15 protein-coding genes are annotated in these 14,027 nt (G+C 69.4%); 10 read left to right on the forward strand and 5 right to left on the reverse strand.

The genetic code is table 11. The features are described from left to right. Nucleotides 1–26 precede the first annotated feature (26 nt). Both RYJ27_RS00250 and RYJ27_RS00255 read left to right on the forward strand, forming a co-directional pair. Complete coding sequence (locus RYJ27_RS00250) at nt 27–1,856, forward strand: PEP-utilizing enzyme (protein WP_330172070.1); 1,830 nt, start codon at nt 27–29, stop codon at nt 1,854–1,856. Between the two features lie 28 nt (nt 1,857–1,884). Next, nucleotides 1,885–2,934, forward strand: coding sequence for a PEP/pyruvate-binding domain-containing protein (locus tag RYJ27_RS00255; protein WP_330170811.1), 1,050 nt, complete (start codon nt 1,885–1,887; stop codon nt 2,932–2,934). A 21-nt stretch (nt 2,935–2,955) separates the two neighbouring features. Here RYJ27_RS00255 and RYJ27_RS00260 read toward each other — a convergent pair whose 3' ends face one another. Then, nucleotides 2,956–3,735, reverse strand: coding sequence for an IclR family transcriptional regulator (locus RYJ27_RS00260; protein WP_330170812.1), 780 nt, complete (start codon nt 3,733–3,735; stop codon nt 2,956–2,958). Nucleotides 3,736–3,806: 71 nt separating this feature from the next. Between RYJ27_RS00260 and RYJ27_RS00265 the strand changes: the two genes are divergently transcribed. From RYJ27_RS00265 to RYJ27_RS00300, 8 genes are all read left to right on the forward strand, one after another. Beyond that, on the forward strand, nt 3,807–4,649 hold the full coding sequence (locus RYJ27_RS00265) for an HAD-IIA family hydrolase (protein ID WP_330170813.1): 843 nt from the start codon (nt 3,807–3,809) through the stop codon (nt 4,647–4,649). Nucleotides 4,650–4,727: 78 nt separating this feature from the next. After that, complete coding sequence (locus tag RYJ27_RS00270; RefSeq protein ID WP_330170814.1) at nt 4,728–5,678, forward strand: AraC family transcriptional regulator; 951 nt, start codon at nt 4,728–4,730, stop codon at nt 5,676–5,678. A gap of 107 nt (nt 5,679–5,785) precedes the next feature. Further along, nucleotides 5,786–6,559 (forward strand): 2-keto-4-pentenoate hydratase, encoded by a 774-nt coding sequence (locus tag RYJ27_RS00275; RefSeq protein WP_330170815.1) that lies wholly within the window; start codon nt 5,786–5,788, stop codon nt 6,557–6,559. 15 nt (nt 6,560–6,574) lie between these two features. Beyond that, nucleotides 6,575–7,516 (forward strand): acetaldehyde dehydrogenase (acetylating), encoded by a 942-nt coding sequence (locus tag RYJ27_RS00280; RefSeq protein ID WP_330170816.1) that lies wholly within the window; start codon nt 6,575–6,577, stop codon nt 7,514–7,516. Then, the gene (gene dmpG / locus RYJ27_RS00285) at nt 7,513–8,574 is read left to right on the forward strand and encodes a 4-hydroxy-2-oxovalerate aldolase (protein ID WP_330170817.1); all 1,062 of its coding nucleotides are present in this window, start codon (nt 7,513–7,515) and stop codon (nt 8,572–8,574) included. The genes RYJ27_RS00280 and dmpG overlap by 4 nt, the downstream gene beginning before the upstream one ends. After that, nucleotides 8,571–9,356 (forward strand): 2-keto-4-pentenoate hydratase, encoded by a 786-nt coding sequence (locus tag RYJ27_RS00290; protein ID WP_330170818.1) that lies wholly within the window; start codon nt 8,571–8,573, stop codon nt 9,354–9,356. Before dmpG ends, RYJ27_RS00290 begins: the two co-directional genes overlap by 4 nt. 51 nt (nt 9,357–9,407) lie before the next feature. Then, nucleotides 9,408–10,460: a VOC family protein gene (locus RYJ27_RS00295; protein WP_330170819.1), complete on the forward strand. Its 1,053-nt coding sequence runs from the start codon at nt 9,408–9,410 to the stop codon at nt 10,458–10,460. Nucleotides 10,461–10,474: 14 nt separating this feature from the next. After that, complete coding sequence (locus RYJ27_RS00300; protein WP_330170820.1) at nt 10,475–10,690, forward strand: 2-hydroxymuconate tautomerase family protein; 216 nt, start codon at nt 10,475–10,477, stop codon at nt 10,688–10,690. Between the two features lie 25 nt (nt 10,691–10,715). Here the strand turns inward: RYJ27_RS00300 and purU are convergent, their stop codons facing one another. The 4 genes from purU to RYJ27_RS00320 form a co-directional block, all read right to left on the reverse strand. Next, a complete protein-coding gene (gene purU, locus RYJ27_RS00305; protein WP_330170821.1) occupies nt 10,716–11,609 on the reverse strand; it encodes a formyltetrahydrofolate deformylase in 894 nt (297 codons plus the stop codon). Nucleotides 11,610–11,786: 177 nt separating this feature from the next. Then, nucleotides 11,787–12,473: a hypothetical protein gene (locus RYJ27_RS00310; RefSeq protein ID WP_330170822.1), complete on the reverse strand. Its 687-nt coding sequence runs from the start codon at nt 12,471–12,473 to the stop codon at nt 11,787–11,789. Continuing rightward, nucleotides 12,470–13,429 (reverse strand): ABC transporter ATP-binding protein, encoded by a 960-nt coding sequence (locus RYJ27_RS00315; RefSeq protein ID WP_330170823.1) that lies wholly within the window; start codon nt 13,427–13,429, stop codon nt 12,470–12,472. The genes RYJ27_RS00310 and RYJ27_RS00315 overlap by 4 nt, the downstream gene beginning before the upstream one ends. Then, nucleotides 13,426–13,830 (reverse strand): GntR family transcriptional regulator, encoded by a 405-nt coding sequence (locus RYJ27_RS00320; RefSeq protein WP_330170824.1) that lies wholly within the window; start codon nt 13,828–13,830, stop codon nt 13,426–13,428. Before RYJ27_RS00320 ends, RYJ27_RS00315 begins: the two co-directional genes overlap by 4 nt. Nucleotides 13,831–14,027 lie beyond the last annotated feature (197 nt).

Consider the following 14,027-nt stretch of genomic DNA (forward strand, 5'->3'; position numbering starts at 1 on the left):
CCCCATCCAGAGATGACAAAGGAGTTATCAGACATGACCATCGAGAGTTTCGAGATCCCGTCCTCGGTGACGACGCCGAGGGCGCGGAGGGCTGGGAGCGGATGTACCCCGCGTACATGCGCTTCTCGCCCGAGAACCGTGATGACGAAGACGCCACCCTGTGGTTCTGGGATTCCATGCATCACATGGAGGCGCTTCCGCCGTTCGACATGATCAGCCACGAGGCATGGGGGGTGGGCCTCGGCGAGTTCAACTCGCGCATCTTCCCGGTGCCGCCCGCATACGGGATCGACCAGCGCATCCTCAACGGCTACCTGTACATCCGTCCCGTCGCGGTGAGCGACGTCGAATGGATCGGTGAGCGGGCGCGGCTGTTCGCAGAGCGAGCCACCTACTACTACGAGAACTGGGACGACCTGTTCGAGAAGTGGAAGGAGAAGATGGAGGCGGTCATCCGCGAGGTCGAGGCGCTCGAGATCCCCGATCTCCCGCGGCTCGAAGACGAGAAGATCGTTACCGGCGCCACGGGAGTCAGCAGCGGGCATCTCCTCATCGGCGCGTACGACAAGCTGATCGAGAGCATCTTCCTCGCCTACCAGTACCACTTCGAGATGCTGAACCTCGCGTACGCCGCGTATCTCAACCTCCTCACCTTCTGCAAGGAGTCCTTCCCGGGCATCAAGGACGAGACGATCGTCCAGATGGTCGCGGGCAACGAGATCCTGTTCTTCCGTCCGGACGACGAGATCAAGGCCCTCGCCCGTCTCGCGATCGAGCTCGGCATCCACGAGGAGCTCACCGACGGCGCCGACGACCCGCAGGCCACGATCGCGCGGCTCGCGGGGACGCCCGAGGGCGACCAGTGGATCGCGCGGCTCGAAGCGGCCAAGGAGCCGTGGTTCAACTTCTCCGGCGGCACGGGTCTCTACCACCACGAGCGTTCGTGGGTCGACGACCTCACGGTCCCGTGGGTCGCGCTCACCGGGTACATCGGGAAGCTCCTCGCAGGCGAGAGCATCGACCGCCCCACCCAGGAGATCCTCGCCCGCCGCGAGCGGGTCACGAGCGAGTACCGCAATCTGCTGCCCAACGACGAGGAACGCGTCATCTTCGACCAGAACGTCGACCTCGCGAGGCTCGTCGATCCGTATGTCGAGGACCACAACTTCTACATCGAGAACTGGTTCCACACGATCTTCTGGAACAAGATGCGCGACGTCGGCGACCGACTGGTGACCGGCGGGTTCATCGAGGACCGCGAGGACGTGTTCATGCTGAACCGATGGGAGGTCGGCCAGGCGCTCTTCGAGATGGTGTTCGGCTGGGCGACCGGCGCGCGCAAGCGTCACACCCCGTGGAAGGCCGAGATCTCGGACCGCAAGCGGATCCTCGCCGCCCTGCGAGGCTGGACTCCGCCGCCCGCGCTCGGCCCGATCCCGGATGAGATCTCGGAGCCGTTCACGGTGCTGCTGTGGGGCATCACGACCGACCGGATCAAGGTCTGGCTGGGCGACGGCGACGACGATCCCGATGCGCTGCGGGGCGTTCCGGCGTCGCCGGGCGTGCGAGAGGGCACCGCACGCGTGATCCGCGACGCGAGCCAGCTGAGCGAGGTCGTTCAGGACGAGATCCTGGTCTGCCCGATCACCGCGCCCGCGTGGGGCGCGATCTTCAACAAGATCCAGGCCGCCGTCTCCGACATCGGCGGCATCATGAGCCACGCGGCGATCGTGAGCCGCGAGTACGGCCTGCCCGCGGTCGTCGGGACGGGCAACGGCACCACGAAGATCAAGACGGGAGACCGGATACGGGTCGATGGGGACACGGGACTGGTGACCATCCTGGAGCGCGCGTAGCGCCCGGGCCGGTCTGAGAGGAGAAGACATGAGCGAGCAGATCATCTGGTTGACCCCCTCCACCCCGCCCGACCCGGCAGTGCTGGGCGGCAAGGGCGTCGGCCTCGTCCGGCTGATCGGATTGGAGGCGCCCGTGCCCTCGGCCTTCGTGGTGACGACGGGCGCGTACCTCGACCACATCCGCCGGACGGGGCTGGACGAGCGGATCGTGGCGATCTCGAGCGGGGCGGAGTCGGTCGAGGAACAGGCGCGGGCCTCGCAGGAGATCGAAGAGCTCTTCCTCTCGACCCCTCTCTCCCCCGAGCTCGCGGACGGCCTCCGCGAGGCATACGGGCGGTACGACGACGCACCGGTCGCCGTGCGCTCGAGCGCGACGGCGGAGGACACCGCGGAGGCGTCGTTCGCGGGCCAGCAGGAGAGCTACCTGTGGGTCCGCGGCGGCGACTCCGTGGTCGAGCACGTCGCGAAGGTGTGGGCGAGCCTCTTCACGCCGCAGGCCATCGCCTACCGCGTGAAGAACGGCGTCGACGTGCGCGAGGTCTCGATGGCGGTCGTCGTCCAGGAGATGGTCGAGTCGAGCGTCGCGGGCGTCATGCTCACGCTGAACCCGACGACGGGCGACGCGTCGGAGATCTACGTCGAGGCGACCTACGGGCTCGGGCTCGGCCTGGTCTCGGGCGAAGTCACGCCGGACAGCTTCGGCGTCGACCGGGTGACCCTCGGCTTCCGGTCGAGGGCCGTGGGATCGAAGGAGAAGGCGTACCGACTCGATCCGGAGGCCGACGAGGTCGTCCTCCGGATCGTCTCGGACGAGGATCGAGCGGTCGCGTGCGTGACCGACGACGAGGCGCTCGCGATCGCCCGGATGGGCAAGTCGGTCGACGAGCGGCTCGGGTCTCGGCAGGACATCGAGTGGGCTCTCGGTCCCGGCGAACCCGGCGTGCGGGAGCTGTTCCTGCTGCAGACGCGTCCCGAGACGGTGTGGAGCAACCGTGTCGCCACCAAGCGCGCGCGCGGAGCAACGCCCGTCGACCGCATCCTGGCGATGATGCAGACGCCGATGCGCCTGCACGACTGATCCTGCTCGCGCCGGCCGGGCTCACTCCGCCGAGCCCGGCCGGCCCGGTGCGCCCAGCTGCCGTGACAGCGCGCGGGCCGCCACGGCGACGGCGGGTCCCATCTTGGTGAGGTCCGTGGAGGACAGATGCACCGATACCGACAGGGCTGCGACGGCGCGGCCGTTCGCGTCGAGCACCGGAGAGGCGGCGCACCCGACATCCGCGACCGACTCCTCCCGCTCGTATGACAGTCGGTTCATTCGGATCGTGTGGAGCTCGCTGCGCAGGACTTCCGGGTCGGTGATGGTGCGCGGCCCGAGCGCCGCGAGAGGGGGATCGCCCAGGCGATCGAGTTCCTCCAGCGGCCTGAACGCGAGCAGCACCTTCCCGACACCGGTCGCGTGCGCCGGAAGTCGACCGCCGATGCGGGAGGGCAGCGGCGGTGTGAGCTTGCTGCGGAGCCGGTGAACGTAGACGACCTCGGTGCCCTCCAAGACCGCGAGGTGCACGGTCTGCTTCGTGGCCGACATGAGTTCGTACATGTAGGGCGCTGCAACGCGCCTGAGATCCGTCGTCCGGCTCGCCTGCTGGCCGAGCTCGAACAGCCGGATCCCGAGGCGGAAGTGGTCCCCGTCGCGCTCGAGGATGCTCTCGTCGACCAGGTCGCGTGCGATCCGCGAGACCGACGCCTTCGGGATGCCGGTGCGGCGGCTGAGCTCCGACACCGTGAATTCGCTCTCCTCGCGCAGGTAGAGCCGCAGGATCGTGGACACGCGGCTGATCATCGACGGCATCGTCGTGTCTCGCTCAATGGAACGCATGCGCAGAGTGTCGAGGCCCTGTCGATTCATCGTCAACCCCCCTATCCGATTCGCGAACCCGAGGAGACGTCATGACCCCCAGCACCCCCGGCCGCCGTGGCTGGATCATCGATGTGGACGGCTGCCTCGTGCGTGCGGCCCGCTACGGCGGCGACGGTGGACAGCCGATCGAGGGCTCCGCCGAGTTCATCGCGCTCCTCGATCGCGTCGGCGAGCCCTATGTCGTCTGCACGAACGCGTCCGGCAACCCGCCGGACACGTACGCTGCAGGTCTGCGAGCCGAGGGCATCCCGGTCGACGACGCGCACTTCGAGACGGCGGGCAGCATGACCGCCGATCTCATCGCCCGACGGCATCCCGGGGAGACCGTCGCCGTCGTCGGCAGCCCCGCGTTCGCCGACACCGTCCGGTCATACGGCGTCGATGTCGCCGTGGGCGAGCGTGCGAGGTCCGCGAGTGTCGTCGCCGTAGGCGACGGCGTCGAGTTCCGAACGGCCGACCTCGACGCGGCGGCGCTCGCGGTCGACGCCGGGGCAGCCTTCTACAGCACGGTCGGCCAGCGCTGGTTCCATGGCGGGATGCAGAAGGGCATCACGAGCTCGGCATTGATCGCGGCCGGCATCGCCTGGACGACGGGGGTGCAGCCGGAGGTCACCGGAAAACCCTCCCGCGAACTCGGGCTCGCGCTCGCCGCGCGGATGGGAGTGGCTCCAGAGGACGTCGTCGTCGTCGGCGACGCGCTCGCCGAGGTCGAGCTCGCGCGCGTGATCGGCGGGACGTCGTACCTCGTGCTGACGGGCGGCGTCGACCGCGCGACCGCCGACGCCCTGCCGGCGGCGCGCCGCCCGGACGCCGTCTTCGAGGACATCGGTGGGGTTCTCGCGCACACCCGGGCGGAACTCGGCGACGTGTAGCCGGCCCGTAACGTAACCGCTGGCGCATCCCATGCGCCGGAGGAGATACTGAACGGTGGGATCGTCGAAGGAGACGACGTGGGACCCGACCCGCTGCAATATCACGTCCTCGCCAGCGCCGACGAAGACGAGCTTCGTGATGCCGGGAGCCGGATGTTCTCCCCGCACCGGCTGAGGCTCGGGGCGGGGGAGGCGCGCCTCGGGGCCGTCGATCTCGACGAGCTCCTCATCGGTCGCCTCCGCTACGGCTCCGACGCCGTGGTCGCGACGGATCCCATCCACTACTACTCCGTGCAGCTTCCGATCACGGGGCGCGGCGGCGCGCGCGTCCTCGACGAGGCGGTCACGATGCGCCGCGGGCAGGGACTCGTGCTCAATCCCGGGGATGCCGTGGCCTTCGAGCTCGACCGCGACCTGGATCGCATCGCGCTGAAGATCCCGGAGGCGGTGATCACGCGGCACCTTGCGATCCTGCTCGGGTATCCGGTCGGCGGTCCCCCGCGGTTCCGGCGGTCGTCGGAGTCCCCCCGTTCCCCCTGGGTGTCCGCGCTCTGCCTCCTCGCGCGCGAGGTCGATCCGTTCGGCACGCACCCGGTGCCTCGACCGCTCGCCGGCCGGGTCGTGGATGCCTTCCTCACGAGCCTGCTTCTCAGCCAGACGCACGACTGGTCTGCGCGGCTGCACGACGCACCGCCCTCGGAGCGCAGCGCGGTGACATCCGTGGTCGACCGAATCGAGGCGGACCCGCAACTGCCCTGGTCGCTCGCCACCCTGGCCGCGGAGGCGGGCGTCGGCGGGCGGTCGCTCCAGATCGCCTTCCGGCGCGAGCTCGGGGTATCCCCGATGCGGTACCTCCGCAACGTGCGTCTGCGCAGGTGCTATGCGGCGCTGCGCGACCCCGCGTTCGCGGGCATCTCGGTCTCCGACGTGGCGGCGGCGAACGGGTTCACCCATCTCGGCCGTTTCGCGCAGGTCTTTCGCGACACGTACGGGCTGCTGCCGTCGGAGGTGCGCCGCTCCGTGCGGTAGCCGGAGGCGACGGTCGAGACCGGGGGCTGTCTCGGTGAGCGGATCGCCTCCTTGGCGGATTCGGCGGCGGACGCGACAGTGGCATCACCCGACAGCGAGGTCGCACTATGACAGCCCCACTCCTCTCCGATACCGCCGAACGTCTCCTGGCCGCGCGACGTGATCGTCGACCGATCGCCCCGCTGGGTCTGGACAGCATCGACGCGGCGTACGGGGTCCAGCTGGAGCAGGTCGAGGTGTGGCGGGCGGCGGGCGGCCGCATCGCCGGGTACAAGGTGGGGCTCACGTCCGCGGCGATCCAGCGCCAGCTCGGCGTCGATAGCCCCGACTTCGGTCATCTCCTCGAGGACGACTTCGTGCTCAGTGGCGCGCCGATCTCGGCGGACCGCTTCATCCAGCCGCGCGTCGAACCCGAGATCGCCTTCATCCTGGGGCGCGATCTCGCCGGACCCGGGGTGACCGCCGCGGACGCCGTGCGCGCGATCGACGCCGCCGTCGCCTCCCTCGAGATCATCGACTCCCGCATCGCCGACTGGAAGATCTCCCTCACCGACACGATCGCCGACAACGCCTCCGCCGGGGGCGTCGTGCTCGGCAGCACGCCCCGTTCGCTGGACGGCGTCGATCTCCGCCTGACCGGCGCCGTCCTGCGGCGGAACGGCCGGATCGCGCACACGGGAGCGGGGGCCGCCGTGCTCGGATCGCCGATCTCGGCACTGGTCTGGCTCGTCAACACGCTCGGCGCCCTCGGCACCACCATTCCGGCCGGATCGGTCGTGCTTCCCGGCGCGGTAACCGCCGCCGTCTCCGCGGCTCCCGGCGACATCATCACCGCTGAATTCGCCGGGCTCGGCTCCGTCACGGCGCGGTTCGCCGGCTGAACCGAAAGGACACATGTGGATACGGGGACGCGGCGACCGCGGGTCGCCATCGTCGGTCCGGGCAACATCGGGACCGACCTGCTCATCAAACTCATCCGCCGCGACGTCTTCGACGTGCGCTACATGGTCGGTGTCGACCCCGAATCCGACGGTTTGGCGCGCGCGCGACGACTCGGTCTCGAAGCGTCGGCGGGCGGTGTCGACTGGCTTCTCGCGCGGCCTGAGCTGCCGGACATCGTCTTCGAGGCGACCGCCGCCGGGCCGCATCTTGCCAACGCGCCGCGCTACGCCGAGGCGGGAATCACCGCGATCGACCTGACGCCCGCCGCGGTCGGGCCGTTCGTGTGCCCGGCGGTGAATCTCGACGTACACCGCGACGCCGACAACATCAACATGATCACGTGCGGCGGCCAGGCGACCATTCCGATCGTGCACGCGATCAGCCGGGTCACGCCCGTTTCCTACGCCGAGATCGTCGCGTCGATCTCGTCGCGCTCCGCCGGTCCCGGCACGCGCGCCAACATCGACGAGTTCACCGCCACGACCGCGCGGGCGATCGAGCAGATCGGCGGCGCACAGCGCGGAAAGGCCATCATCATCCTCAACCCCGTCGATCCGCCGCTGGTCATGCGCGACACGGTTTTCGCCGCGATCGGCGGGGATGCCGACCGCGATGCGATAACCGCCTCGATCCACGACGCCGTGGCCGCCGTACAGGAGTACGTGCCCGGCTACCGGCTGAAGGCCGACCCGCAGTTCGACGACCCGCATGAGCGCTGGCACGGCTATGGCCGCGTCGCCGTGTTCCTCGAGGTGGCCGGCAACGGCGACTACCTGCCGCCGTGGGCGGGCAACCTCGACATCATGACCGCCGCCGCGAACCGCGCGGCCGAGCTCCTGATCGGGGAGCCCGAGACCGGTGCGGCGCACCCGCGCGGGATGGAGGCCCCGGCGTGAACGAATCGCCTCGCGTCCGGATCACGGACACCACGCTCCGCGACGGTTCGCACGCCGTCGCCCACCGGTTCACCGTCGAGCAGGTCACGGCGGTGGCTGCCGCGCTCGACGCCGCCGGCGTCGATGTCATCGAGGTGACGCACGGCGACGGACTCTCCGGCTCCTCGTTCAACTACGGCTTCAGTGCCGTGCCGGAGCTCGAGCTCATCGCCGCCGCCGCCGGCTCGGTGAAGCGGGCGCGGATCGCCGCGCTGCTCCTGCCCGGGGTCGCGACGGTGAAGGACCTGCGGGAGGCGGTCGCGGCGGGCGCCACGTACGTACGGATCGCGACCCACTCGACCGAGGCCGACGTCAGCATCCAGCACTTCGGGGCGGCGCGCGAGCTCGGTCTGCAGACGGCCGGGTTCCTCATGCTCTCGCATCGGACGCCACCCGGCGAGCTCGCGCGGCAGGCGCGCATCATGGCGGATGCCGGATGCCAGTGCGTCTACGTCGTCGATTCCGCCGGCGCGCTGCTGCCCGACGGCGTGCGCGACCGGGTCACCGCGCTCGTCGACGAGCTCGGCACGGACGTCGAAGTGGGCTTCCACGGACACATGAACCTGGGCCTCGGCGTCGCCAACTCGCTCGCGGCCTACGAGGCGGGAGCGCGCCGCATCGACGGTACGCTGCGGGCGCTCGGTGCCGGTGCCGGCAACACCCCGACGGAGGTCCTGGTAGCCGCCTTCGACGCTGCGGGCGTGCCCACCGGCGTCGACCTCCCCTCGATCCTCGTGGCCGCGGAGGACGTCGCCGCACCGCTCATCCCGACCGTGCCGAGGATCGACCGCGACGCGATCGTTCAGGGCCGGTACGGCGTCTACAACTCGTTCCTCCTGCATGCGCAAGTCGCGGCGCAGCGCTACGGCGTGCCGTCCCACGAGATCCTCCGCCGTGTCGGGGAGGCCGGTTACGTGGGCGGTCAGGAGGACATGATCATCGACGTCGCGATCGAGCTCGCGGCCGAGACCGGCCCTCCCGATGCGAACAATCCCGACGCGATCGGAGTGACACGATGAGCATCCAGGACATCTCCTCCGCGGTCGCGGCACTCCGCCGCGCGGAGGCGACGCGGACGCCCCGGGGCCGTCTCACCCGAGAGTGGGAGGGTCTCGACCTCGACACGGCCTACAGGGTGCAGAACGCCCTCGTGGAGGAGCGTGTCGCCGCCGGCGAAACCGTCGTCGGCATCAAGCTCGGTCTGACCAGCCGCGCCAAGCAGGAGCGGATGGGGATCTCCTCCCCGCTGACCGCAGTGCTCACCGACGCATACATCCTCCCGGCCGATGTCCCGGTGCCGCTCGACCGGCTCATCCAGCCGCGGGCCGAACCCGAGCTCGTCTTCGTCATGGGACAGCCGCTCCGCGGTCCCGGGGTGACGGCCGCCACGGCGCTCGCCGCCGTGGACCGGGTCTACGGCGGGTTCGAGATCATCGACAGCCGGTACGTCGATTACGACTTCGGGCTCCCGGACGTCGTCGCCGACAACGCGTCATCCGCCTTCTTCGTGGTCGGCGGCGTCGGCCGGCGACCCGACGAGCTCGATCTCGCGCTCGAAGCCGTCGTCCTCTCGGTGGGCGGCGACGTCGTCGACACCGCCACGGGCGCGGCCGTGCAGGGGCACCCGGCCGAGGCGCTCGCGCTCGCAGCGAACGCGCTGGGCGCGCGCGGGCAGGAGATCCCGGCGGGCGCGATCGTGCTCACGGGGGGTCTCACCGACGCCATCGCGCTCACGCCCGGCGCATCTCTCGCGGCGGAGTTCACTCACCTCGGCACCGTCCATCTGAGCGTCGGGCGGTAGCACCGCCGCGCCGTATTCACCCGCCACACCGCATTCGAAGGAGAACGCACGATGAGCGCTTCAGCGCACGACTTCCCGGAGCCGATCTTCGACGTCGCCGACCTGTCGACGTTCGAGCTCTTCTCTCCGGTCGTCGACGAGACCGTCTGGTTCTTCACGAACCTGCTCGGCATGATTGAGACCGCCCGTTCGGGCGACTCCGTCTTCCTGCGCGGCTACGAGGATCCGTACGCGCACTCCCTGAAGATCACCCATCGCGAGAAGCCGGGGATGGGATACGCGGGCTGGCGGGCGACGTCGCCGCAGGCCCTCGAACGCCGCGTGGAGGCCATCGACCGGTGCGGGCTCGGGCGGGGCTGGGTGGAGGGCGAGGTCGGAGTCGGCCCCGCGTACGAGTTCACGACGCCCGATGGATCGGTGCAGCGCATCAACTGGGAGGTGGAGTACTACCGTCCCGAGAAGGATCAGCGCAGCGTCGTGCTGAACCGCGTGCAGCGCCGCCCGCTCTCCGGGGTCCCGGTGCGGGCGCTCGACCACGTCAATCTGCTGTCGCTGGATGTGACCGCGAACAAGCGTTTCTTCGCCGAGCAGCTCGGGTTCAAACTGAGCGAGCACATCGTTCTCGGCGACGACGTGGAGGCCGGTGCGTGGCTGCGCAGCATGACGCGATCCCACGACGTGGCGCTCGTGAAGGATGCCGGAGGGGGCGGCCGCCTGCACCACGTCGCCTTCCTCTACGGCAACACGCAGCACCTCATCGATGCGTGCGACGTGCTCACCGACCACGGCATCGAGTTCGAGGCCGGTCCCGCCGCGCACGCGATCAGCCAGGCGCAGTTCATCTATGTGTTCGAACCCGGCGGCAACCGCATCGAGCTCGTCGGCACGCCGGGGTATCAAGTCACCGACCCGTCGTGGGAGCCGGTGCGCTGGGCTCAGGACACGATCGACGACGCGATCATCTGGTACGGCTCTCCGCTGCCCGCCGAGTTCGACACCTACGGCACGCCCCACTCCGGGCCCACCGCCTACCGCACCCCGAATCGCTATGTCACCGCGGAGGCCGGCATGATTCTCCGCGCCGACCCGCCCGCGCGGTTCTGAGGATCGAGGCCGCCATGCCGTTCGTCCAGATATCCATCGCCGAAGGGCGAGATCCCGAGCAGATCCGTGCGCTCATCGGCGGCGTCACCGACGCCGTCGCCGAGTCCCTCGCGGCGCCCGTCGAGAGCATCCGCGTGATCGTCACGGAGGTGCCGTTGACGCACTGGGGCTCCGGGTCCGTCACCCTCGCCGAGAAGCGGGGCGCGCCGCCGCCGCCGGTGACCGGCTGACGGCGCCCGCGTCAGGATCCGGCCGTCACGAGAAGACGATGGTCTCCCGGCCGTTGCGGATGACGCGGTCTTCGCAGTGCGCGAGCACGGCGCGCGAGAGCACCTCGCGCTCGACGTACGCGCCCTTGCGCTGGAGGCCGGCTGCAGAGTCCGCGTGCGTGACGCGGACGACGTCCTGCTCGATGATGGGACCCTCGTCGAGTTCTTCCGTCACGTAATGGGCCGTGGCGCCGATGAGCTTCACTCCGCGCTCCTTCGCCTTCCGGTAGGGGCCGGCGCCGATGAAGGCGGGCAGGAAAGAGTGATGGATGTTGATCACAGGCACCGCGACGTCGCCCAGGAAGGCGGGGCTGAGGATCTGCATGTAGCGCGCGAGCACGACGGCGTCGACGTTTCCGCTGAGCAGCTTCACGATCTCCGACTCGGCGTCCGACTTGTCGGGGCCCTGGCTCGGCACGTGGATGAAGGGGATGCCGAAGCTGCGCACATCCTCCGCGACGTTGGTGTGGTTGGAGATCACCATCGGCACCGTCATCGGGATCTCGCCGCGGCGGTGTCGCCACAGGAGGTCGAGGAGACAGTGGTCAGACGTCGACGTGAGGATCGCGACGCGCTTCGGCTGCGAGCGGTCGACGAGACGCCACTGGAGGCCGAGGGTGGTCAGCTCAGCCTCCAGCGACGCCTCCAGCGACGGGCGCATCGCGAAGAACTCGTTCATGTGGAAGACCGTGCGCTGGAAGAACGCGCCGCCCCCGGGGTCATCGGTGTACTGGTCGAGCGAGACGATGTTCGCTCCGTGTGCCGCGAGGACGCGGGTGACGGCGGCCACGATGCCAGCGCGGTCGGCTCCGTGGACGATCAGGACGCCGGTATTCGTGCTCGCGGCAGCTTCCCCTCGAGCCTGCGTCGGATCTTCCACTGCACCTTGCCTCCCGTCCTCGCCGGCACTGCGCGGTCAGCGTCGACGCGGGCGAGTATATGGAAGCCGTACGGTCGCGATCGCGGCTCGTATCGGTGAGCGGAACGGCCACCGGCGACGGTCGGATTCGTCACGGGCGGGCGCGCCCGGGGCGCGCCGCGGCATCCGCGCCCCGGTTCAGGGAACGGCGCGGCGCAGGGTCGCGAACGCCGATGCGGCGAGAACCGCGACGAGCAACACTCCCCAGAGCGCCAGCCCGGTGGAGCCTTGCGCCGCGAACCACCCGAAGACGCCGGCCCAGGCGTTCAAACGCCCGGTGAGCCACATGAGCCCGACGAGGACGAGCCCCACCCCGACGAGGGTGATCGTGAGCCACGTCGCACCGAAACGCTTGTAGATGGTGGCGGCCCAGAATCCCACCACGAAGAACAGCATCGCCACGACGAAGTAGAACAGCGCAGCCCCCAGCGGTCCGGCCTGCCAGATCCAGTCGAGGAAGAAGAAGTAGCCGTTCAGCCCCCACCCGACGGTCGCCTGCTCGATGAGCCCGCCGACGACGAAGATCGCGGAGAGGATGCCGGCGGTCAGCCCCGCGGTGAGGAAGGTGCCGAGCGCGAACTCCCGGCGGGTGACGCTCATGGCCTGGGAGAACGGGAACGTGAGCGTCAGCGCCTGCACGCCGACCACGCCGAAGTACCACAGGGGCGCCTGCGCGCCGCCGCTGTACTTCTCCGAACCGGGCGGAAGCATCGCCCAGATCAGCATCGTGATCACGAGGGAGCCGCCGAGCACGATCAGCGGCACCCAGAGGTAGGTCTGCCGGTTGATCAGCTGCATGCGGACGACGTTCAGGGTGCGGCTCATCGGAGTGCTCCATCGTCGAGATCGGAGGCGATTCGGGGGGTGCCGGACGGGACGGCGCCGCCGAGGGATGCCGCGGCGCGGTCGTCGGCGGCCTTCTGCGTCACACGGACGATCAGCTGCTGCAGGGACACGGGAGCGACATCGAGCCCGGCGGCGTCGAGGCGTGCCCGATCCTCGACACTCAGCGCGCCGAGGACCGTGACCGACGCGACGCGCCCGAGGCTCTCGCGGTGCAGCACTTCGCGTCCCGCGGTGAAGGCGTCGACCGCGACCGCATCGCCGACGATCGTGGCCGCCCGGTCGCGGACGGCGTCGGTGTCCTCGTCCATGAGGATGCGGCCCTGGTCGATGACGATGATCTTCTCGATGAGGTTGGAGACCTCGTCGATGAGGTGGCTCGAGAGGATCACGGTGCGCGGATGCTCGGTGTAGTCCTCGAGCAGGCGGTCGTAGAAGATCTGGCGGGCCACGGCGTCGAGGCCCAGATAGGGCTCGTCGAAGAACGTGATCTCCGCGCGGGATGCAAGGCCGATGATGACGCCGACGGCCGAGAGCTGACCCCGCGAGAGCTTCTTGATGCGGCGCTTGAGGGGCAGCTGGAAGTCTGCGACGAGCCGGTCGGCGAGGCCCTGGTCCCAGTTCGGGAAGAACAGCCGCGCGGTGCGGAAGGCGTGCAGCGGCAGCGCGTCGTCGGGGTACTTCTGGCCTTCCCGCACGAAGCACATGCGCCGCAGCACGCGGCTGTTCTCGTACGGGTGCTCGCCGAAGATGTGCACATCGCCCGAGGTCGCGAAGTTCTGCGCCGTGAGGATCGACATGACGGTGGTCTTGCCGGCCCCGTTGCGGCCGAGCAGGCCGTAGATGCAGTCCTTCTCGATGCGGAAGCTCACGTCGTCGACGGCGAGGGTGTCGCGGTACCTCTTCGTGAGGTTCTGCACCTCGATCACGGAGGTCATGCGTCGGTCCTTTCGGGGTGGTCGGGGGAGGGGGCGGGCAAGGCGGATCCTGCACGCTCTCGGATCAGCGCGGAGAGGTCCGAGGGGCTGATCCCGAGCCGCCGTGCCTCCGCGAGGAGAGGCTCAAGGTAACGATCTGCAAACGCTTCACGCCGAGCCGAGAGCACCCGATCGCGCGCTCCGGCGGTGACGAACATGCCGACGCCGCGTCGCTTGTACAGAACTCCCGAGTCGACGAGCACGTTCACTCCCTTCGCGGCGGTCGCGGGGTTGATGCGGTAGAAGGCGGCAAGCTCGTTTGTGGACGGGGCCTGGGATTCTTCGCCCAGACTCCCGTCGACGATCTGGTCCTCGATCGCCTCGGCGATCTGCAGGAAGAGCGCTCTGCCGTCTTCGATCACGTACTCTCCTCGTGCCCAGCTCCCTGGTTAGTTACCTAACTAATGAACCATGCAGGAGGGCTGCGTGTCAACCCCGTCTGCGGAGGGTCCCCGAACTTGACCGAGGCATCCATCTCTGATTCCCTCGAAGTCGGGCCTTCACGGCCCACAAGACCAGTCCGCGCCCCCGCCGCCCCCGAGAACTTCGGGTGAGGAGA

This window comes from Microbacterium limosum (genome assembly GCF_036324365.1).
GTDB classification, from domain to species: Bacteria; Actinomycetota; Actinomycetes; order Actinomycetales; family Microbacteriaceae; genus Microbacterium; species Microbacterium limosum.

Coding starts and splice junctions, on each gene's coding strand:
- RYJ27_RS00255 (WP_330170811.1), top strand. CDS start 1,885: ATGAGCGAGCAGATCATCTGGTTGACCCCCTCCACCCCGCCCGACCCG.
- RYJ27_RS00260 (WP_330170812.1), bottom strand. CDS start 3,735: ATGCGTTCCATTGAGCGAGACACGACGATGCCGTCGATGATCAGCCGC.
- RYJ27_RS00265 (WP_330170813.1), top strand. CDS start 3,807: ATGACCCCCAGCACCCCCGGCCGCCGTGGCTGGATCATCGATGTGGAC.
- RYJ27_RS00275 (WP_330170815.1), top strand. CDS start 5,786: ATGACAGCCCCACTCCTCTCCGATACCGCCGAACGTCTCCTGGCCGCG.
- RYJ27_RS00290 (WP_330170818.1), top strand. CDS start 8,571: ATGAGCATCCAGGACATCTCCTCCGCGGTCGCGGCACTCCGCCGCGCG.
- RYJ27_RS00295 (WP_330170819.1), top strand. CDS start 9,408: ATGAGCGCTTCAGCGCACGACTTCCCGGAGCCGATCTTCGACGTCGCC.
- RYJ27_RS00300 (WP_330170820.1), top strand. CDS start 10,475: ATGCCGTTCGTCCAGATATCCATCGCCGAAGGGCGAGATCCCGAGCAG.
- RYJ27_RS00310 (WP_330170822.1), bottom strand. CDS start 12,473: ATGAGCCGCACCCTGAACGTCGTCCGCATGCAGCTGATCAACCGGCAG.
- RYJ27_RS00315 (WP_330170823.1), bottom strand. CDS start 13,429: ATGACCTCCGTGATCGAGGTGCAGAACCTCACGAAGAGGTACCGCGAC.